Raw genomic sequence first — 20,989 nt, 5'->3', positions numbered from 1 at the left:
TATTATTTACTTATTAAGAATAACATGTATTATTATACAAATCTATCATTAAATCATATTTTTCGACAACCAATAATGGAGTCCCCCTTTTTCTTGCAATAATTTATCTTTTTCGATAAGGTTTGCATCCTTAATTAAGTGCTCAACAAGTGTTTCATGGAATGAAGCAAGGTATGGAATATTTAATGTCAACTTTTGAATATATGTATGATTTGCACTGGCAATTTCTGTATAACGCTTCATAATACCTCGGACGTAGATAGCGTTCTTAATGTGGTCTAAGCTCAGAGCACCCTCACGACCATTCTCTGCTTGAATCATAGATAATAACCCGTTATAACTACCATCCGCCCAATCATCCTGCCAATCAATCCAGTCATCGGACATTTGTAATGTAATGAGGACATGATCGATAAAGTCCGATAGTGAAGGGATTAGCTCAGACTGACCTGATAGAACCAAAGCGCCTGTGCTTGATAGCTTGAGAGGACTGGCCTTACGGGCCGTCATGACTAAGTTGGTTTGAAAGTAATCCTGTTGATGTTCATTGGATACGCTATCTGTCCATTCGATGATGTATTGGTGGAAGTAGTCCCAGAATGGAGAATCGGAAGGGAAGTAAGATCTGTAAATTTCTAAGAACTGCATATGGAATAAATTGGCAAGGGGTATTTGATCTCGATCTAACGTAGATTTACTATCCATGATGTCATCCTGAATAAAGAAATATAACATAGCAAACACATTACCTACAGATAATTTGACATAATCCTCTTCCTTCAAAGGAATCAATTCCTTCAACCAGAAAGGTAAGAGGTAGCAAATATAGTTCTTCGAGCTTTCTTCTTCTTGGGCATCAAATGTACTTAAGTATGCGAGACCTTTAATGTTATGTGGCGACGGGAATGTAGCTATTACTCGTTGTGACTCATTAAAGACTTGTGTTATTTGGTTCGCAAAGTCTTTATACCATTGCATGGAATCACACCTCTTTTCATTATTTTAACATATACTTCCAAATGATTATATTCAATAATTTGTAAAATTTAAACATATGTGTTTATTTTTTTTTAAAGTCATGGCTTCTTAGTGCAGGGAAGTCACGAAGTTTGTCGAATTTTAGTTAGGAAAGTAAACTAATATATCGGAACTCTTTGAGGTGTGTTTATGAATCGAATGGTTAGTAAGATAATTATAGTATTAATCGTAATCCTGATGTCTTCCACTAATACTATCTTTGCATCTAATACAATAGAGGAAAGAAATCATTCCACCGAGATTACAAGGTGGCAATTTATGTGGGATCAGAGTCATAGTGAGATTAGAAAGAACATAAGTGGGATTCCTTCTTCTGGTACCTGGACTTGGCGTAACTCCAGTCAAGTGATAATGGATACTGATCATGATTCCGGTACCGTATGGGTTAAATTCAGATTACCAACTATAGATAACTCCGCTTCAGCTATATTTATCAATAAAATCTATGCGAAAGAAATTTCCATCTATTTAGACAATGTGAAGATTTATGAGAATAATAGGTCCCACACGTATGATGTGAATAGAATTTTACTGCCAGTTAAATCTCAGGATGTAGGTAAAGAGTTGGTTATGAAATTGCATTCGGAGAGAGGCAGAATGGGAATGGCTGAGGAGATATTAGTAGGTAACTATCAAACGCTTCTTACCATGTTCGTCAAAGATAACTTAATTGATATCATCTTCGGGAGTTCAATCATATTTATTGCTATAGTCATGTTTATTTGTACATTTTTCTTGAGAAAAGAGCAGATGTCTGATTGGTTATCGTTAGCTATTGTATTAGTATCAATTGGAATATTAATCATAACGTACTCGCCATATTTATACACTCATTATGGAGAGTATGGGAAGGTATATACGATATTATTTGATATGGCATTATTAACTTTCTTACCTGGATTAACCTATATCTTCGAGAATATGATCGGGAAAGGGTATTATGGGTTTATTACTAATTTCCGCAAGTTTCAAATGATGTACTCCCTTCTTTGTTTTTCGGTGATCGTTATTAATATGTTTCTCAATAACTCACTATATAGTGTCTATCATGTTGTATCGGGAACCATCTTAGGTATATTGATTATTATCCAAGGGCTTATCTTGGTAATCAATGCTACTTATTATGCAATCAAAGGTAATAAAGATGCTTTGATTATGGCTGCAGGATTTGCGATATTGTCATTGGTCGTTATAGCAGAATTTATATGGTTCTATTCACAACATGGTAACTATGAAATATTTCTATGGAAATGGGGAGTGATAGGCTTTGTAATTTCATTAATTGTATTACTAGGGAGGAAATTCGCCTTAAATCATCGTCGAGTTGTTGAATATTCTAAGGAACTCGAACGTTTTAATAATGAATTACAGCGATCTGAGAAGATGGACATTATTAGCGAATTAGCAGCATCAGTAGCTCATGAAGTTAGAAATCCGCTACAAGTTACAAGGGGGTTTCTACAATTATTGGAAGAGAAGTCACAAGAGAAAGAAAAGGGCTATTTACAACTTGCCCTTGAAGAGTTAGATAGAGCATCGAATATCATAACCGATTTTTTAACATTTGCTAAACCTGGACTAGAACAGATCACTTTACTTGATATATCTGAGGAATTTAAGCATGTAGAAGGGATTTTATTGCCTTTAGCTAATTTTGAAGGTGGGACTGTATACACAAATATTCCCCCTGGTCTGTTGATTCATGGTAATTCTTCGAAATTTAAACAAGCACTCATCAATATGATTAAGAACAGTATAGAAGCTTTAGTTCAAGAGGGGCATATTCGTATTTGGGCTTATCATGAAGCAGGACAGGTTGTCGTTCATATCCGTGATAACGGAGAGGGTATGGATCCTGAAGAGATTAAGCGATTAGGGGAACCTTACTATTCCAAGAAGACCAAAGGTACAGGACTTGGACTCATGGTGACATTCCGCATTATTGAAGCAATGGAAGGGAACGTGATATTTAATAGCGAGAAGGGCGTCGGAACCGAAGCGATCATTCGTTTTCCTGCTGCGTATCATGATGCAACTCCTGAAGGATAATAAAAGGACGCTACAGTACAACTGTAGCGCCCTTTTATTTGTTATTCTAATGAATTTTTACTTCATGGAACAATAAGGGATGTTTGGTGAGTGAACCATTGTGTTTATATTGCTTATAGATTTATTGTAGCTAGATCCAAATGAAATAAGGGGTGAGAATATGGATACTACTACACTCGTGAATTCACTTATTATGCTTGTAGCAGGTCTTTTATTGGTGGGCGTGCTCACGACGAAGTTTTCTTCTAGACTAGGTATGCCCGCGCTTGTATTGTTTATCGCAGTTGGGATGGTTGTGAGTCGATTTATTTATTATGACAATGCTTTTGTAACGCAAATTGTTGGGATTTTTGCATTGATTGTTATTTTGTTTGAAGGTGGTATGCAGACGAAGTTTGATGATATTAAGCCGGTAATGGGTTCTGCATTATCACTTGCAACCGTGGGTGTGCTCATAACGACTTTTGTAGTTGGTGTATGCTCTAAATATATTCTAGGTGTTGACTGGGCGGAAGGGTTTCTCTTCGGGGCTATTGTAGGATCAACGGATGCTGCGGCTGTATTTTCTGTCCTTGGAGGCAAGAATATACGTAAACGGATCACATCAACTTTAGAAGCTGAATCGGGTAGCAATGACCCTATGGCTGTATTTCTAACGATCTCATTGATAGAATGGATTCAGAACCCAGATCAGTCGATGTGGGCCATGTTCTTTTCATTTATCTGGGAGATGGGATTAGGGTTGATCTTAGGGATTGTTATTGGTAAGTTAGCTGTTTATGTTATCAATAATATTAACTTTGATTCTTCTGGACTCTATCCGGTTATGGCTCTCGGATTTGTTGTTCTGTCGTACGGCTCAACTTCAATGTTGCATGGTAGTGGATTATTAGCTGTTTATGTGACGGCCATTGTTATGGGAAACTCTGATTTGGCCTATGGTAGGTCAATTTTGCACTTCAATCAGGGTTTTGCTTGGATGATGCAGATTACGATGTTTGTACTGCTAGGATTGCTAGTATTTCCTGCAAAAATTCCAGAGATTATTTGGCCAGCTTTAGCTTTATCATTGATTCTAATGGTAGTCGCGAGACCACTAGGTGTATTTGTAAGTACCATGTTCACTAAATTTTCGGTAAAAGAAAAAGTGCTTATATCTTGGGCAGGACTTCGTGGGGCTGTTCCCATTGTTCTGGCTACTTATCCATTAATGGCTAAATTGGAGAATGGACAATTGTTTTTCAATGTGGTTTTCTTTGTAGTGCTTACGTCGGCTGTGATTCAAGGAGCTACGATCTCTCCCCTTGCTAAAAAACTAGGATTAGCGGGAGATATTAAACCTTCCAATCCATCACTGTTGGAGCTAACTGCCCTAGGTAAGACCAAATCGGAGATTAATCATCTTGAAGTGAACTCTTCTATGGATATTACAGGAAAAGAAATCATTGAGCTCGATCTTCCAGAGGATATTTTATTTACTGCGATCATCCGTAATGAACAGATTATTACACCGAGAGGAAATACTAGGATTGAAGCAGGAGACACACTTTATGTTCTAAGTCCAAAAGCGAAGCGCAAGCAGTTAAAGGCCATATTAACATCACCTTCTTTACCAATCGCACTAACAAAGGATGTGCGTTTACCTAAAGAAAAGGAAAAAGTAACAGACATGTTAGAGGATGAAGAATCATAATTGTGGTGACTTTGTAAAGGGGAGTTAGAACAATGGTTGATCAAGAGACATCGGAACAGCTACAGGATGAATTTCGCAATATTATAAAGTGGGAGAAGACACAGAAGAAGGTATTTATATGGGAGAAAATTGGTCGGGTTCCGTTTTTGATTTTAGATAAATTAACACCCAAAGGGATACGTGAAAAGTTAGGTTTAGTGATAAATGAGATCGGAAGTTTTATTCAGACGGGTGGGCAATACTTGGTACACCACAACACGATGATGAAACGTTTAGAAAAAGCATCACAGAATAACACTGATCACAACGAAGAGGGATCTTTTGCGCTTCAAGATGTGGGTAAATTACCACTGGCTCTATTAGATGGCGTTGCAGATGACTTGATATCCAGACGAGTGAAATTTGCTGCTGCCCAAGGAGCGACAACGGGTGTTGGTGGGGTATTTACCATCGCTGCGGATATTCCCCTCGTTCTGGGTCTCTCTCTCAAAGTATTGCAAGAGCTAGCATTGTGCTATGGTTTTGATCCTACCGACAAGCATGAGCGGATATTTATTGTAAAGTGCCTTCAGTTCTCCTCAGCGGATGTCGTAGGGAAGAAGGCGATACTTGAAGAATTAGCACAATTTGATGATGAGGAACGCGAGGGACAAGTATTTTCTCAACTAAAAGGATGGCAAGAAGTTGTTCAGACTTATATGGATAGCTTCGGATGGAAGAAATTATTTCAACTTGTTCCCGTTGCGGGTATCGTCTTTGGATCTATTAGTAATAAAGCAACGATTGAAGATGTATCTGAGGCAGGTAAGATGCTGTATAAGAAACGAAGAATTCTAAGAAAGATCGAGGATCTGAAACAAATATAAAATAATATTTGGGGGGATGGTTCAATAATCATTGATGAAATGGTTAGGGACATCCCCCCGCTTATTTACTATTATCTGTTGTCTATTGTTTCGGGGTACATATCATGATTCATCAGGCGATGTTGTGCCATTTCTTCATACTTCGTTTCTGGACGTCCATAATTACAGTATGGGTCGATGGAGATTCCTCCGCGTGGAGTGAATTTACCCCAGACTTCAATGTATTTGGGATCCATAAGCTTAATGAGATCATTCATAATAATGTTCATGCAGTCTTCGTGGAAATCGCCGTGATTACGGAAGCTGAATAAGTACAACTTTAGTGATTTACTCTCTACCATACGAACATCTGGCATGTAACTAATATAGATTGTGGCAAAATCAGGTTGGCCAGTGATAGGACACAGACTTGTGAATTCAGGACAGTTAAATTTGACGAAATAATCGCGGTACGCATGTTTGTTATCAAAACTTTCAAGAATGGATGGATCGTATTCCACAAGGTATTTCGTTCCTTGGTTTCCTAGTAACGTAAGGTCTTCCATTTCAGTAGGTTGTCTTCCAGGCATGATGATACTCCTTTTTTAGTTCGATTTATTATGTGTATATTCCGTATTAAACGCCCCGTTTATTACCCCACACTAAAGTGTGAAGCTGAGGCAATACCCGAACGTTATTTAAAATAGAGGATTCCATGACCTTATCTATGAGCCATTCATAGCGTTGTAATAAAGTCATTGTGAGTTGTGTAGAATCCATCGTGTGTACATCCGAGTTCCCCACCTGCAGATACAGTAGAGTATCAGGATAGCGAAGATGGACTGTAACGGCATAGTCTAAATCGGCTTCATCAAAAATAACCACTTTCAAGCTATGGGAATATTTCGCAGGTCGTTGCTTCAAATTGTCTACGATAATATCTAATGTCCTCCACTCCGTGATCATACCTGAACTAGGTGGCTTAGGAGACAATGTCACCTCGTCAACATCGATAAGCCAATCTTGCCATCTAGATCCTTGGGTCTCTACTGCGACGGTGATGTTCCGATCATGTAACAACTGGATTAATTCTCCGAGTTGTGGAAGTAGGGTTGGGTTTCCTCCAGATAGCGTTACGTGTGAGAATCTATCTTCACCTATTTGATATAGCTCATGACAGATTTGCTCAGGACTTAGGAGCTTAATAAGATCTTTCCCACTACCATCCCAAGTGAAGCTTGAATCACACCAAGAGCAATGATAGTCACAGCCAGCGGTACGAACAAACATGGTCTTCCTTCCAATGACCATCCCCTCACCTTGGACAGTAGGTCCAAATATTTCAAGAATCGGGAGACGACGAGCTGGTTTAGAATCTTCGAAATGACCTTTAGGATGCTGACTACTCACTTAGCATCCACTCCCGTCTTGATTCAGCATAGCTGGTAGGAGTCTCGTATAGTCTTACAAACTCTGTACGCATTACGCTGGCGTGTGGAATGTCTTCATGGTCGAGGTGAATCGAGTCCTGAAGTGCTTGCTCCATTTCTTCAAACAGCCAGACGACCATATTCTCTGCCGTTGTGTTCATCTTAGGTAAGGTCTCGTTAAGATAGCGGTGATCGAGATAGGGTTCGATACGTTCTTTCCAAATACTCTTGATTTCACTGAAATCAACGGTGATTCCAATGTCATTAGGTACACCACTGATTCCAAAGACCGCTTTGTACGTATGGCCATGAAGATTCTTGCATTTGCCCTCATAGGCATGTAAATGGTGAGCTGCGTCGAAGGTGAATTCTTTACATACGAGCACTCTCTTGGTGTGATACTTTAGCTCGTCGCGTTGAATACCTTCTCCTAAGCGTTGAAGGTTATCGATGATTCGGAACTCCCCAGGTGTAGGATTCATATTAGGCACCACCTTGAGTAGACGAAGAATCTTTACGTGTATCTAGATACTGATCCAGACCAGCCTGTCTAAGTTTACATGCGGGACATTCGCCACATCCAACACCGATGATACCGTTATAACACGTCAGTGTACGTTCTTGGATATAGTTGAAAGCATCTAACTCGTCAGACATTTGCCATGTTTGGGCCTTATTCAGCCACATCAGTGGTGTATGAATAACAAAACCATAATCCATGGACAAATTGAGTGTGACATTGAGTGATTTGATGAATACATCTCGGCAATCAGGGTATCCACTGAAATCCGTTTCACATACGCCTGTAATTAAATGCCTAGCACCTACTTGTTTGGCAACAATGGCCGCAAAACTCATGAATAAAAGATTACGTCCATCTACAGTGGTATTAGGGAGCTGCCCCTCATCGTGAGTAATGTCAACATCATGACGAGTAAGTGCATTTGGGGCAAGCTGATTCAAAAGACTCATATCGAGGATTGTCTGCTTCACACCGAGATCAGCAGCGATGCTAGTAGCACATTCAATCTCTAATTTATGTCGCTGACCGTAGTCGAAGGTGATTGTCTCAACTTCACTGAAATTTTTTAAAGCCCAAAATAAGCACGTGGTACTGTCTTGGCCGCCGCTAAATACGACGACCGCTTTGTCGTTAGTCATCACAAAAAAACCTCTCATTCTTCTTTAGATTTACAGAAGAAAAAGAGATTCATGAACTTAATTCCAACACAAAAACAAGCCTTATTTCTATCCCAACAAAATAAGGTGAATAGTTTTTTATAGAGGGAGTTCGCGAACCTCTTCCATGCAAAGCATGGATTATCTTCAATTGTCCCAGTCGGATAACGTGGAACCGCACCATTATAACATAAATAATCATATATCAATAATAACGTGGTTTAATGATGACGAATATAATGATGTTATCGATCACTCATTTTATAAAAATGTTACCAAAAGGTATGATCTCTCTAAGCACACGCTTTATAAATCCGTCATTATTCAGATCATTCTCTAATTGTCTATTCTGACGACCTGCTTGATAGAGTACGGTACCTTTACCCGTCATTTTCCAATGATAGTTCATGCGCTGGCTGGCTAATGTATTTCCATACACGGTCAACTCTAGATTGGCATTCTCAGGATAGGCAATAAGACTTCCAGCGTCGATATATACAGGCTCTGAAGGATGAAGTTCAGTTTGACATACCGGTCCTTGTGTAAGGATGCCAATTTGCCCTGTACCTGAAAACTTTACTTTAATGACATCATGAGTTACGAGTATATTCTTCATACTTAATATCCGTGTCTGCATCGTGATTCCATCGCTAAAGTAGAATAAACTTCTGAAATCGTAAAGCAGATCACTACCCTCATTAATGTCTATTGATTTCATAGCAAACCCAGGAGGCAGAGCAGCAACGAATTGAGAAGGACCCAACATATCGGATTGGATCATCTTCCTCTTACGATACATGCGGTTCATATTCATGAAACGATCATTACGCCCATTAGAAGGTCCGCGATAGGCAACGATCTGTTCAGGATGCAGGATATGGACGAGATCCCCTTTCATAAGAGAGAAGGTGACGGCTTGTCCGATAGGGGCATTGTTGTCAGTGTTGATTTGTATGTTCATGAAATGGAACCTCCAATACAGACGTTATATGAACTTACCATTTATTTGAGCGTCTCATTACGAATCGAATCGTTCGAGTAAGAATAAAATAACCTACCGCTAGCGCTATCGCCCAAATGACTACACTCTTTATTTGATTAGCTCGATTTTGACGAGAGGTCTCTGCTTGCTTTAATAATTGAACAGTTTCTGTTAGTTGACGGTTCTGTTCCATGAGCTGAATATTTTGCTCTGCGTAGGTTTGAACACGTTCCTTTGCTTCATTTAGCTCAGAACGAGATTGTTCGTAACTGTTCTTTAATTCTTTAATTTCGGATGGAAGTTCAGAGAACTGCTCTAATCCATTATAGAAATCTGTGAAGTAATTCGCATGTGCTTTAGTAGACTGAAAGAAACAAATGCAAATAGTCAAGATCAGTAAGCTAGTCATACAGGATTTTAGTAAGAATGATGGCATCCTCATTTGGTCACCTCCAGAAATGTGATTTGTTAAATATATAACCAAAGGCTTAGGTTATGAAATTTGTAATTATCGTTTCAAACAATCAGATTTGGGGTATATATATCTATACAATACTTAAAGGAGTACGAAAAGGATGCAGAAAAAAGAGAAAAATTATAGAAAATTGTTGGTTACTGTTAATGGAGAGCCAGTCGGTAATGGTCTTCTTATTGATAAAGTTACCTTTGCACCTATAGTAAATGGACCTCATGCGAAAAGAGATTCCCATAATATCACTGAAAAAACGGATAGCTAAAATAGGTCAGGATGAGTGATATGATAATAAGACATGAATAATCAAGTCTCTTTGGATGAGGGGCTTGATTTTTTGGTGCGTAAATATTTCTGGTGGTATTCCAGCGGTAGGAGAAAAACTCCCTCAAAAGAAAGAAATATTTACAGAATAAGTAAATGGTGAACGTTATATAAAAAAGGGAATACCCCTCAACTATGAGGTGGTATTCCTTTTTTTACTTTATTCGAATACGTTGTAATTAGTTATTGGATTGGGTTATTAACAGAAATTTCCGTTAATAAAACTCAATTGGTTTGATGGGAACTGATGTTCCCTGACAATATGATGTCATTCTACTATTGGTATATTAGTGAGAGCAGGAGGTGGTGGAGTGTATACAGCAGATATTAAAGCTACATATACATGGAATCATTCATACATATATGCTACCGGAGCCGATAGCGTATATTTACTAATTGAGTGGAATGCTTCAGAACTGAAATCAAGCAGTCCGAAATCAGTTTCTAAACTTTATGCTCGGGATGTTGAATTAATGATATGGCTCGAACCAGGTATCAAAGTAGTTCGTACATACGGCTGTAATGGAAAAGTAGAATCACCACATTCGTTTTTAAAACTTCCACTAGGGCATTTATATACTGATATGAAGCAGTGTGTAGTTATCGAATGTTCCTTTAAGTCTCATGCAGCTTGTAAACGTCCAGTAATATCCACCCAATGGAGATTCAAGGGCTCTCATAGTGAACGGATGAAAGAACAAGCGGTTGAGGAGATTTATATGAATTATACGTACAATTTGGGACTCCTACGAAAAACAGGTAATTTTAAGGTTGAGAAGCAAGTAAAACTATTTAAGACTTCTATGATCATGAAAGAAGCAATTGAAATATTTGAATTAGGCGATATAGAACATGCTGAATTTATATTAAGAAGAAAAGGAGATGAGTTGCTATTGTCTGCTGTTCAATCAGGCGATCTAAGTTTGATGGAAGAGGCGGAAAAGATGTACCGTGTAATTGATCTATATGGAGATTTATAACATTTATTTATCTTGAAATAGATTTTTTGATACTAACTAATAATTTTATTAGGAAAATAGTTGCATAATTCAATGATTGAAAAGAAGGATAATCCCTGGTGATAGTCGAAAGGACTACTTATAGAGTGTTTAATATGAGTCCAAATAACTACATCCAAGGGGAAAATATGACAGATAGATTAATTCGGTTAATGCGTATCATTACTCTTGTACAAGCCATGCCTGGAATTCTTGCTCGAGAGCTTGCAGAACGATGTGGAACAACTGAACGTACCATCTATCGGGATATGGATGTATTAAGCGCGATGCATATTCCTATCTTTCACCAAGGTTATGGTAAGGGGTATAAGTTCATTGGTGATTTCTCATTATATCCGTTAGATTGGACGGTGAAGGAGATGCATGCCTTTGCCTCACTATCTAATATTATGGAACAGATCAAGCCGCTCCTTCCCCAAGAATTTGAAAGTGCTTATGAAAAAGTTATGGCTGTAAGCTATAAAAACAATTCAGATTTCTAATATTTTTTCAATGATGAGTGAGAATAAGAGGCTAAATTGCAACTATGACAATTTAGCCTCTTATATTTGTGTTTTATAAGATATGATCCATAATGAGAGAAGATGGCGAAGATGAAGGTGTCGTTATTTTATGATAGAATGAGAAAGACATTTCCATGAAAATGAACTTCGAGAGTGGTTAATATCTAAAGGAGGACAACCGGTGAGCGACTACGTACCGGATCGAACGCAGCAAGAATCACCTAAACATAAAGATAGTTTTAATCTGCGTATCAATCTGTTTTTTTTCAGTACGTTCCTTATATTTTGTGTTATTATCGTACGTTTGGCTATATTACAGTTTGTTGAGGGCCCGATGCTAAAAGGAGAAGAAACGAGTAGAGATGTAAAGAATGTACCTATTTCTCCAGCAAGAGGGATTATATATGATGACAAGGGTGTGAAGTTGGCTTATTCTACACCAACACTGTCCATGTATGTTACGTTGAAGAGTAATTATAGTGATCTTGAAGGTGGCAAGAAGCGAGATAACTATCCTGAAGTTGAGAAGTTGGCTGAGGATTTAGCAGCGGCTTTTAAAGAATATGGTGATCCTAACGGGGAAATCTTAACTAAAGAAGATATTTTGAAGGCGTTGGACTTAAACTACAGATTATATTCTGGGTATGTACCGAGAAGAATTAAGATGGATATTACGGATAAAGAGTATGCTTACTTTATGGAACATAAATCCGATTATCAAGGGATTACGATTGTTGAAGAGAATAAGAGGGAATATGATCCTGACACCGTGGCTGTTCAAACCATAGGTTATATTAAAGATTTCAAAAGATCTAAAACATTAGATAAATATCAGACAATTACGGATGAAATGAAGAATGGTACACAAAAAGATCCAGGTCTAATGTATAGTGAATCCGAGTTTGTTGGGTTTGATGGATTAGAATTGATGTACCAAGATGAATTACGTGGAAAGAACGGATACATGGAAATACCTGTTGATCCTCGTAACATGCCTGAAGGTGTGGATAATATCGTCGCTCCCGAAAAAGGACATGATGTGTGGTCAACGATTAACAAAGATGTTCAAATGAAGACAGAGCAAGCGATTATGGACCAGTTAGATTGGTTACATAAGAATCCTGTGTCTGGCAAACTCCATCGGGATGCTACTACGGGCTTTGCGGTCGCGATGGAAGTGAAGACGGGGAAGATCGTATCTATGGCTAGTATGCCAGATTATGATACCAATGTTTGGGGATCGGGAGCCGTATCTTCAGATAATTGGAAAAATATTGAGTATATTTACCAGAATGGAACCATTCGTTCTTTTAATTCGGGTAAAAAAGGATACCATCCAGAGTCTGTTGTTCTTTTGGGATCAACGATTAAGCCTCTTAGTGTGCTTATTGGCTTAAACGAAGGGTTCTTCTCCAAGAATTATACGTATTATGACAAAGGTGCGGCTTACTTCGGTAAGGAAGGGCATCAGACCCGAATTCAGAATTCGGGAGGGCATGTTTATGGTCCTTTGAGCCCAGCTGGAGCTCTTGAACATTCATCAAATGCATTTATGGTGGATAAAGTAGGGATTCCCCTAAATAGTAAATATGGAGCTGGAGCCATTGGTGAATGGGATAAGTATATGAAGGAATTCGGTCTTGGTGTTGTTACGGAAAGTGGTCTCCCTGGAGAACAGAAAGGATTACTTGAGTATAACAACGATATTGAAAGTGTGCAGTCTAGGATGGCGTATGCATCATTCGGACAGCAGGGGAAATATACAACACTTCAACTTGCACAATATACAGCTACACTTGCAAATGAAGGGAAACGAATGAAGCCTCAGATTGTGAGTAAGATTACTGATAAGGCAGGTAATGTGGTTCAACAGTTCCAACCAGAAGTGTTGAATGTCGTCAATTTCGATAAATCCTATTGGAATGTGGTTAAGAAAGGTATGAATAGTGCGGTATCTTCATTTGGAGACTTCCCGTATGATTTTGCTCGAAAGACAGGAACTTCAACTCAACAGGTAGGTAGGGAGTTAGTCGATAACGGTGTATTTATTGCTTATGCGCCTCGTGAAAACCCTGTATTGGCTGTAGCTGTAATGATACCTGAAGGTGGCTTTGGATCCCAAAGTGCGGCTCCGATTGCACGTAAGATTTTTGACGCTTATGATGAAGTGTATGGGCTTGATGGAATACCTAAGGGCAATAAGGATACTACAGATGAAGGAAGTACGGACTAAATCTTTGCTCAAAGTACAAAGTGTGTAGTTGAGAATGTACTCGAAAGGAAGCTACAGTGAATATGAAATATAAGTGTTTAGCGTTAGATATGGATGGTACGCTTCTAAATGATGAGCACCAGATTTCATCAGAAACGATGAAATGGATTAAGAACGCAACCGATAGAGGGGTGCATGTATGCCTTTCTACAGGTCGTTCTTTTGAAAGTGCATTGCCATTCGGCGAACAATTAGGGCTTTCTACACCTATGGTCACTGTGAATGGGAGTGAGGTTTGGAAGGCACCCCATCAACTTCATCGTCGTTCTTTATTTGATGTACAGCGGATCAAAGAGTTATACGAAATTGCAGTATCTTTAGATACGTGGTTCTGGGCTTATTCGGTACAGCACGTCTATAATAAGGACAATTGGCTTAATGAGCCGTTAGAAGATAGTGAATGGTTGAAATTTGGTTACCATACGGAAGATGACGATATCCGGCATCAAATTTTGATGAAGCTACAGGACATGAATGGACTTGAGATTACGAACTCTTCACCATTTAACCTAGAGATTAATCCAGAGGGCTGTAACAAGGCAACAGGTATTGCCGAGGTATGTAAGTTACTTGGTATTGAGATGTCGGAAGTTATTGCAGTAGGAGATAGCTTGAATGATGTAGCAGCTATTCAGCAGTGTGGACTTGGGGTTGCAATGGGGAATGCGCAACAGCAAGTACAAGATGTCGCTGATATTGTCGTAGCAAGCAACAATGATGATGGGATTGTGGAAGTGATTAAGAAGTATATTTTTGAGTTATAGATGATTGGAGTATTACAAGAAGTAACGCTTCCAAAAACTTTTAAGCATATGATTCTCAAGTAAGTTTTTTCGATGTTGATCCATGGAGAAACGCTCAAAAACTTTAAAAGTATATGCTTTCGAAGTAAGTTTTTGACGTAGTATTAACATGAAGTAATGCTTCCAAAAACTTTTAAGGAGTTGACTAAATGGTCCTACTTGGATGGATTCTCATCATCGCTTTATTTGCAGTGGGACTTGCTGGAGCTGTATATCCCATACTTCCAGGTGCACTTGCGATTTATTTAGCTTTCTTTGTTTATGGTTGGTTCTTTAGTTTTGACTCGTTTGGAGTCATGTTCTGGATCATTCAGACGCTAATTGTGGTCGTGCTAATTGTAGCAGATTACGTCGTAGGTGCGTGGGGGACTAAGAAGTTCGGTGGTTCACGTAAGTCTGTCATATATAGCACGATAGGTGTTATTATTGGACCCTTTATAATTCCAGCCTTTGGTCTTATCATTGGTCCATTCCTTGGCGCATTAATAGGTGAATTGCTATCTGGTTCTTCTGTTAATAAATCAGCGAAAGTTGGTTTTGGATCTCTAGTGGGATTGTTTAGTAGTATGGTTATGAAGATCATTCTGCAGATTGCTATGATTGTGATTTTCTTTATATGGATCATCATCTATTAATGTTCGTTATGTAATGGTTGAAATGAGAGCTGTCTTTTCGTGAGAAAGAAGGTAAATCAGTTTGGGAAAGAAAGAATCGTTTGTTAAAGGAACGCTTATTCTAGCAGCAGCAGCCCTTGTGGCACGTGTGCTTGGGTTGGTTCAAAGGGTACCATTACAGCATATGTTGGGTGATGTTGGTAATGCATCCTTTACCATATCCAATAATATCTATTTGATGTTACTAACGGTAGCGACCGCGGGTATTCCAAGTACATTGAGTAAGATGGTCTCCGAACGTTATGCATTGGAGAAACCTCATGAGGCACAAAGAATCTATCATGCTGCCTTAATCTTCTCAGCAGTCATAGGGGTGATTATGACGGTTCTTCTGTATGTATGGGCTCCATATTATGCTAGAAGTACAAAGACACCAGAAGCGGCGTTTGCTATTCGTACTTTAGCACCTGCACTATTGTTATTTCCCACCATTGCGATGATGCGTGGGTATTTCCAGGGCCGTAACAATATGATGGCTGGTGGTATCTCACAAATTGTTGAACAAATCGCGAGAGTTGGTACAGCAATCGTGCTGGCTTACGTATTACTTCGTACAGGTTTCGATGATAGTACCATTGCAGCAGGGGCGTCGTTCGGTGGCGTACTAGGTAGTATTGGTGCCTTCGGGGTTATGTTATATTTCACGCTTAAGATGCGTAAGCAAGATCGAGCGCTCCATCTTCAAGAGGGACAAGGTTCTTCAATCCCTATGCTTCAAATTTATAAAGATATCTTTACATTGTCTATCCCGATTGTATTAACTTCACTAGCCGTTCCAGCGGTGAACTTCATTGATTCATCCATTATTAAAGGGCTGTTAATTGATCAGTCAGGGGATGCGTATGCAACACAAGTTCTAGCTATTATGGGTAGTCGGGCACAGCCAGTTGCAGGGATACCACCGATACTAGCAATCGCCCTTAGTACCTCCCTCATCCCAATTATATCTGCTGCTTTTGCACGACGTGATCAGGTGTATCTGAAGCAACAAATTACATTGGCTATGAGGATTGCCATTCTAACAGGTATGCCGATGGTTATAGCACTTTGTGCGGCCTCTTATTCTGTAAATGGTGCAATATTTACGGACACGGCAGGTAGCGGAATCATCATGTTGCTTACCCTAGGAACTATATTTCAGATTACGATGATGACATCTAATTCAATTTTGTTAGGAGTCAGTAAGGCAAAGGTATCGATGGTTCATGTGATGGTTGGAATTCTTGTGAAACTTGGGGCGAGTTACATATTGGCTCCTTTCTTTGGAGTCTACGGTATTATTGCAGCAACTGGAATTTGTTTCCTGGTTATTACACTGCTCAATATTAGACTACTTAAGGTTATCGTACCATTCTCTATCCTTGGAACACGTTGGGTTAGCTTCCTAATCACGGTAGTCGTGTCTGGGGGCGTGGGATATGGTCTCAATCAAGCAGGGATTCAACTTGTACATATTATGCCAGCGAGATTGGCTTACCTGATCACCTGTTTCATCGTAGGAGCTGTCGTCGTCATTATATACTTGGTGATGTTAATTGTACTAGGCGTTCTAAGGGAACATGAACTTGCGAGCTATCCAAGAATGCTACAAAAAGTATTTAAGCCACTTATGCGACTACAACCAAAGCGCATTCGTAACTATGACAAAGGGTAGTATTAATATCGTAGGTGCTATGTGAATCTCCGGACGATATCATGAGCTAACGCGGTCTTCTGAATAGCAGATCGGTGGTCATGACTCATTTCGATTAAAATAGGACGTGAAGGCTTAGAGATATACTGAGTAATATTCTTATTCTTCAGCCAATCGTAGTGGGGAATAGGGTCATAAGGCATATCGAACCATACATGAATAAGAACAGGACTATAAATCCTCTGTCCTGGTGGTAACCATTCGTGTTCTAACAGCACTGTGCTCTCTATGGGAGAGTTCAGTGCTGTTTCTCTGTCTAGTGTGAATAAATGGGGCCAGTATTCACTTCTTGAGCCTTGGTACGTCGTATTTGTTGCATATGAAGTTACACGTTCTAGGACGTCCTTGTATCCAAAAAGTAGCCCATATAGAGACTTTCCAAGATTAATTCTTTCTTCAATATCTCCGAAGTTTTCTAATACTAAGCCTACTAATCCCGGTGAAGGACTGGGTTTTTCATCGTCCATAACATTTGAGCATATTTTATCCAAAGGAAAAAGGATTTGATTCACATGAGCGAGATGATGGAGCTTATATTCGGGTCTTTGAAAGACATTTTTCTGAAAATAGCTATGTTGAACCACTCGACCCTCAATATAGCTCTGCTCATTAATAATCAATCCAACAGTTAATAAGGCACTGTTTCGATCAATCCAAAAGTTATTCCAGAAGGAATTCATGAATGAGGATACATGAAACTTAGGTAATAGATGAAAGTAACTGCGACCTTGATTCTTGCTATGTATGTAAAGTTGCAGTTGAGGATAGGCGTCTTGAAAAATAAGCGCATTACAACGTTCTAACATTCGATAAATGTCATCTCTTAGGGAGGTGTTCGTGAGGTCGGCTATCAAACCACCCTTCAAATCACTCATATTCCATCCTCCGTTACGTGAAACCATATGGGCTAACAACGCCCAATGGAGCTCGGGATTGGATTTATAGCATTGTAGGTAGGCTTGGGTTCGCGTTATATTGCTTTTGTTAGCCGTTGTAGTATCGATTTGTATTTGTCTCAGGATGGCATCATCCACTTCAGTTAAGGAAGGTTGAATGATTTCTTCTTTGTAGATATTGACGTCTTTGGATCGACTCATTTCATCAATGGTACGTTCAACTTGATCTCTAATAATTTGGGCTGCGGCTTCATTCCAATTCAAGTTCCTGCGATGTTTATGAAATGGGCGGGATAATTTCCAACAGGCATACTTTCCTTTTAGTACTTCCGTTGTTTGCTGTGGAAGAGTCTTAACAAGACTCAACATATCACCAATTAAGTGGGAATCCGAATGCTTGTAAGACATAGTTAACTTCCTTTCTAACGGTAGGTTCCTGTTCTCAGTATGTCTCAAAAATTTGACTTCCACTCCCTATTTTGGTTCACTTATATAAAAATAACTGGGAGGACTGAATTTGATGGAAAAGATAACTTCAAAAGAGCAATTCGATGTGACCATACAATCATCCCAATTAACCGTAGCAGTATTCAAAGCCGATTGGTGTTCTGATTGCAAATATATTGATCCATTTATGCCGGAAGTAGAAGCGAAATTCTCAGAGCAACTAACAATCGTGGAAGTTGATGTCGATCAAGTTGGAACAGTGAGTCAAGAGCAGAACATTTTGGGAATACCTAGTTTTGTGGCTTATACCAATGGAAGAGAACTTGTTCGGTATGTAAATAAACTTCGTAAGTCTCGTGAAGAAATTGAAGGTTTCTTGAATACTGCGGTAGATGTATACAACTCGATTCATAAGTAAAAGTCACATCACTTCTATACACTAGGGGTGATGATTTCTTTTTCTATATAATTTGTCACATAAGGGCTATGGAAGAGCGATATTTTTCAGGTATAATTGGAATGGTAATATTGAAAATATAATTTGATCAGCAGGTGAGATATTGTGAGTACCAAGCAGTTGAAATGGCTCAGTTATTTAACGTTTTTTGTCATGTTTTTTGCCACGTTTGGTGGCACCGTTGTATCCAAAACCGATTCAGGCCTTGGGTGTGGTCATGAATTTCCGCTGTGCCACGGGAAGTTTATTCCGGCCCATACGGTGGAATCATTGATAGAGTATTCCCATCGATTAGTAAGTGGACTAGCTGGATTATGTGCACTAGCTGTTGTTATTGCTTTTTGGCTGTACAGCAAACGTCGTGATCTAAGAATGTATGCTGCAATGACGCTAGTCTTTGTATTAGTTCAAGCGGTGATGGGTGCGCTCGCGGTTATTTATGATCAGTCTTCATACGTGAGAGCCTTACATTTTGGATTTTCTCTGATCGCATTTGCTAGTGCATTAATGCTCTCGCTAGGAATACGTAGGGTTGATAAGGCGAAGAGTGACTTTGAATTTGTGAATGTACCAAGGGTAAGTCGTTCTTTTAGGAATTTCACTTGGATCACAACGATTTATTGCTATGTGGTTGTATATATCGGTGCTTATGTCAGTCATTCAGATGCTCGAGGAGGATGTTCAGGATGGCCGCTCTGTAATGGGGAATGGATTCCGGAACTGTCAGGTGGTGTCGGCATTGCCTTTATGCATCGCGTTGCTGCGCTCGTACTATTTATAATGATCGCGACGCTCGCACATTTTGCTTATCGCCGAAACCTTGGGAATCGTGAATTGCAAATTTTGGGTATTGTGGCGGTAACGCTCTGTCTTATGCAGGTGCTAAGTGGTGCAGCAATCATTGCCACTTTAAATAATCCAGAACTATATATATTTGCCGCGTTACTTCATAACTTGCTCGTATCTTCATTGTTTGGCGTTCTATGTTATCTTAGTGTGAGAGTATGGCAGTTAAATAAATAACTATGTAGATAAAGTCCTGATTAAGTTTACGAACTTATTCAAGGGCTTTTCTTTTGAAATTGGGCCAAACAAGTCTATAGTAACAGCAACTTCTGGGGATACTATTGATGAAGGAGTAACGTAGGTGTAGTGTTATTTCATTTTAAATATGGATCAGGAGATCATGCCATGTTAAGTGAGTTATTTGGAGACTTGTCACATAAGAACAATAATCCCCATGTGGAGAATGCTTTTAAAGAGATGGAACAGGCGATTTCGTTACTTCAGAAAGAAATGAATCGCTATGAGGATCCGACGCATGATCTGCGTAAGCTCGAAATTTGGACACGTGGCCTTGTATCTTCACTTACGGAGCTAGATGAAAGTTATGTTGCGGCTGAATTTTTTAGAAAGTCAATTGTTATTGCTGGGTTTATGGATGATATGTCTGTTAAAGAACAGTTGGACTACGCACGGTATGTTTACTTTTATAAGAATGGATTTATCCGAGTATTTGCGTTGTTAGACAAGTTAGGAACTTTCTTGAACGAAGTCTATGACCTAGAAACATCGAAGGTTAAATCTCAATATTCCTATTTCACAGTGTTACGTCAATTCTCAGATAAGCACACACATCAATCACTTGGGCGCAAACTTGAAGCGATTAGGGAAGAATATCGCCAGCCAATTAATGATATTAGGAAACGTCGAAATGCGGAAATTCACTATATGAACGCCGAGATGGAAGATGATCTCTGGCAACGCCATCAAGGTCTCCATGATAAAATCATACTAGAAGATGTCGACAAGCATTTGCTAGAATTAAAGCTAGGAGTCGATATGGTGAGTAGAACACTATCTACCGTATATGCTTATACGAGTGAAAGATGGATACGCAAAGATATACAAACGTAAATATCATTGGAGCTTGGTTATAATTTCTTTTTGACAAAGGTAATAATTCATTCTATACTTACAATACTTAATTTCATATTGTATTTTCTTATCAAGAGAGGCGGAGGGATAGGCCCGATGAAGCCCGGCAACCGATATTTGAAGAATTGAGACATAAAGTCTTATCTTCCAATGTAAGGTGCTAATTCCTTCAGATGCGTGTAATAGCGACTCTGGTAGATGAGAAGGCATTGTCTTTTACACAAAGAGAGCCCTTTTTCATTCAGAAAAATGGGCTTTTTATATTGTTTGGGTAA

At 39.1% G+C, this 20,989-nt stretch carries 21 protein-coding genes and 2 riboswitches; of the genes, 13 read left to right on the top strand and 8 right to left on the bottom strand.

Translation table 11 applies throughout. The features are described 5' to 3' along the window. Positions 1 to 48: 48 nt before the first annotated feature. Complete coding sequence (locus PBAT_RS00715; RefSeq protein ID WP_068645837.1) at positions 49 to 978, bottom strand: hypothetical protein; 930 nt, start codon at positions 976 to 978, stop codon at positions 49 to 51. Between the two features lie 318 nt (positions 979 to 1,296). Here PBAT_RS00715 and PBAT_RS00710 point away from each other — a divergent pair, with 318 nt between their 5' ends. The 3 genes from PBAT_RS00710 to PBAT_RS00700 all read left to right on the top strand — a co-directional run bounded on the left by PBAT_RS00710 (position 1,297) and on the right by PBAT_RS00700 (position 5,646). Then, positions 1,297 to 3,087, top strand: coding sequence for a sensor histidine kinase (locus PBAT_RS00710; protein WP_246168295.1), 1,791 nt, complete (start codon positions 1,297 to 1,299; stop codon positions 3,085 to 3,087). A gap of 160 nt (positions 3,088 to 3,247) precedes the next feature. Then, complete coding sequence (locus PBAT_RS00705) at positions 3,248 to 4,780, top strand: potassium/proton antiporter (protein ID WP_084402740.1); 1,533 nt, start codon at positions 3,248 to 3,250, stop codon at positions 4,778 to 4,780. Positions 4,781 to 4,812: 32 nt separating this feature from the next. After that, on the top strand, positions 4,813 to 5,646 hold the full coding sequence (locus tag PBAT_RS00700) for an EcsC family protein (RefSeq protein ID WP_068645835.1): 834 nt from the start codon (positions 4,813 to 4,815) through the stop codon (positions 5,644 to 5,646). A gap of 71 nt (positions 5,647 to 5,717) precedes the next feature. On the opposite strand, the gene queF is transcribed toward PBAT_RS00700, so the two are convergent. The 6 genes from queF to PBAT_RS00670 all read right to left on the bottom strand — a co-directional run bounded on the left by queF (position 5,718) and on the right by PBAT_RS00670 (position 9,625). Continuing rightward, a complete protein-coding gene (queF, locus tag PBAT_RS00695) occupies positions 5,718 to 6,215 on the bottom strand; it encodes a preQ(1) synthase (protein ID WP_068645834.1) in 498 nt (165 codons plus the stop codon). Between the two features lie 46 nt (positions 6,216 to 6,261). Continuing rightward, complete coding sequence (queE, locus tag PBAT_RS00690) at positions 6,262 to 7,035, bottom strand: 7-carboxy-7-deazaguanine synthase QueE (protein ID WP_068645833.1); 774 nt, start codon at positions 7,033 to 7,035, stop codon at positions 6,262 to 6,264. Then, positions 7,028 to 7,537 carry a 6-carboxytetrahydropterin synthase QueD gene (queD, locus tag PBAT_RS00685; protein WP_068645832.1) on the bottom strand — a complete coding sequence of 170 codons (510 nt, stop codon included), beginning with the start codon at positions 7,535 to 7,537 and terminating at the stop codon, positions 7,028 to 7,030. Before queD ends, queE begins: the two co-directional genes overlap by 8 nt. A gap of 1 nt (position 7,538) precedes the next feature. Then, positions 7,539 to 8,216: a 7-cyano-7-deazaguanine synthase QueC gene (gene queC / locus PBAT_RS00680; RefSeq protein WP_068645831.1), complete on the bottom strand. Its 678-nt coding sequence runs from the start codon at positions 8,214 to 8,216 to the stop codon at positions 7,539 to 7,541. Positions 8,217 to 8,319: 103 nt separating this feature from the next. Further along, positions 8,320 to 8,363, bottom strand: a riboswitch (PreQ1 riboswitch). Between the two features lie 127 nt (positions 8,364 to 8,490). After that, positions 8,491 to 9,195, bottom strand: coding sequence for an AIM24 family protein (locus tag PBAT_RS00675; RefSeq protein ID WP_068645830.1), 705 nt, complete (start codon positions 9,193 to 9,195; stop codon positions 8,491 to 8,493). 34 nt (positions 9,196 to 9,229) lie between these two features. Continuing rightward, positions 9,230 to 9,625, bottom strand: coding sequence for a hypothetical protein (locus PBAT_RS00670; RefSeq protein ID WP_157091283.1), 396 nt, complete (start codon positions 9,623 to 9,625; stop codon positions 9,230 to 9,232). A gap of 166 nt (positions 9,626 to 9,791) precedes the next feature. Between PBAT_RS00670 and PBAT_RS25510 the strand changes: the two genes are divergently transcribed. The 7 genes from PBAT_RS25510 (at position 9,792) to PBAT_RS00640 (ending at position 16,937) form a co-directional block, all read left to right on the top strand. Next, a complete protein-coding gene (locus tag PBAT_RS25510) occupies positions 9,792 to 9,953 on the top strand; it encodes a hypothetical protein (protein WP_169810067.1) in 162 nt (53 codons plus the stop codon). A 370-nt stretch (positions 9,954 to 10,323) separates the two neighbouring features. Continuing rightward, complete coding sequence (locus PBAT_RS00665) at positions 10,324 to 10,992, top strand: hypothetical protein (RefSeq protein WP_068645828.1); 669 nt, start codon at positions 10,324 to 10,326, stop codon at positions 10,990 to 10,992. Positions 10,993 to 11,159: 167 nt separating this feature from the next. Next, positions 11,160 to 11,513 (top strand): helix-turn-helix transcriptional regulator, encoded by a 354-nt coding sequence (locus PBAT_RS00660; RefSeq protein WP_068645827.1) that lies wholly within the window; start codon positions 11,160 to 11,162, stop codon positions 11,511 to 11,513. A 202-nt stretch (positions 11,514 to 11,715) separates the two neighbouring features. After that, positions 11,716 to 13,767 (top strand): peptidoglycan D,D-transpeptidase FtsI family protein, encoded by a 2,052-nt coding sequence (locus PBAT_RS00655; protein WP_068645826.1) that lies wholly within the window; start codon positions 11,716 to 11,718, stop codon positions 13,765 to 13,767. A 62-nt stretch (positions 13,768 to 13,829) separates the two neighbouring features. Next, the gene (locus PBAT_RS00650) at positions 13,830 to 14,570 is read left to right on the top strand and encodes a Cof-type HAD-IIB family hydrolase (RefSeq protein ID WP_068645825.1); all 741 of its coding nucleotides are present in this window, start codon (positions 13,830 to 13,832) and stop codon (positions 14,568 to 14,570) included. A 188-nt stretch (positions 14,571 to 14,758) separates the two neighbouring features. Further along, positions 14,759 to 15,244 carry a DUF456 domain-containing protein gene (locus PBAT_RS00645; RefSeq protein ID WP_068645824.1) on the top strand — a complete coding sequence of 162 codons (486 nt, stop codon included), beginning with the start codon at positions 14,759 to 14,761 and terminating at the stop codon, positions 15,242 to 15,244. A gap of 61 nt (positions 15,245 to 15,305) precedes the next feature. Beyond that, positions 15,306 to 16,937, top strand: a complete 1,632-nt coding sequence (locus PBAT_RS00640) for a putative polysaccharide biosynthesis protein (RefSeq protein ID WP_068645823.1) — start codon at positions 15,306 to 15,308, stop codon at positions 16,935 to 16,937. Between the two features lie 17 nt (positions 16,938 to 16,954). On the opposite strand, the gene PBAT_RS00635 is transcribed toward PBAT_RS00640, so the two are convergent. Beyond that, positions 16,955 to 18,280 carry a DUF2515 family protein gene (locus PBAT_RS00635; protein WP_068645822.1) on the bottom strand — a complete coding sequence of 442 codons (1,326 nt, stop codon included), beginning with the start codon at positions 18,278 to 18,280 and terminating at the stop codon, positions 16,955 to 16,957. Between the two features lie 112 nt (positions 18,281 to 18,392). On the opposite strand from PBAT_RS00635, the gene PBAT_RS00630 reads away from it, so the two are divergent. The 3 genes from PBAT_RS00630 (at position 18,393) to PBAT_RS00620 (ending at position 20,693) form a co-directional block, all read left to right on the top strand. Continuing rightward, a complete protein-coding gene (locus PBAT_RS00630) occupies positions 18,393 to 18,737 on the top strand; it encodes a thioredoxin family protein (protein ID WP_068645821.1) in 345 nt (114 codons plus the stop codon). Between the two features lie 144 nt (positions 18,738 to 18,881). After that, complete coding sequence (locus PBAT_RS00625; protein ID WP_068645820.1) at positions 18,882 to 19,799, top strand: COX15/CtaA family protein; 918 nt, start codon at positions 18,882 to 18,884, stop codon at positions 19,797 to 19,799. Between the two features lie 129 nt (positions 19,800 to 19,928). Next, positions 19,929 to 20,693 (top strand): Cthe_2314 family HEPN domain-containing protein, encoded by a 765-nt coding sequence (locus PBAT_RS00620; protein ID WP_246168294.1) that lies wholly within the window; start codon positions 19,929 to 19,931, stop codon positions 20,691 to 20,693. Between the two features lie 85 nt (positions 20,694 to 20,778). Then, positions 20,779 to 20,919: riboswitch (SAM riboswitch) on the top strand. Positions 20,920 to 20,989: the final 70 nt, after the last annotated feature.

The sequence above is a fragment of the Paenibacillus antarcticus genome (assembly GCF_001637225.1).
GTDB classification, from domain to species: domain Bacteria; phylum Bacillota; class Bacilli; order Paenibacillales; family Paenibacillaceae; genus Paenibacillus_AQ; species Paenibacillus_AQ antarcticus.
The sequence above is the reverse complement of the archived record's forward strand: the minus strand, read 5'-3'. Positions and strand labels throughout refer to the sequence as shown.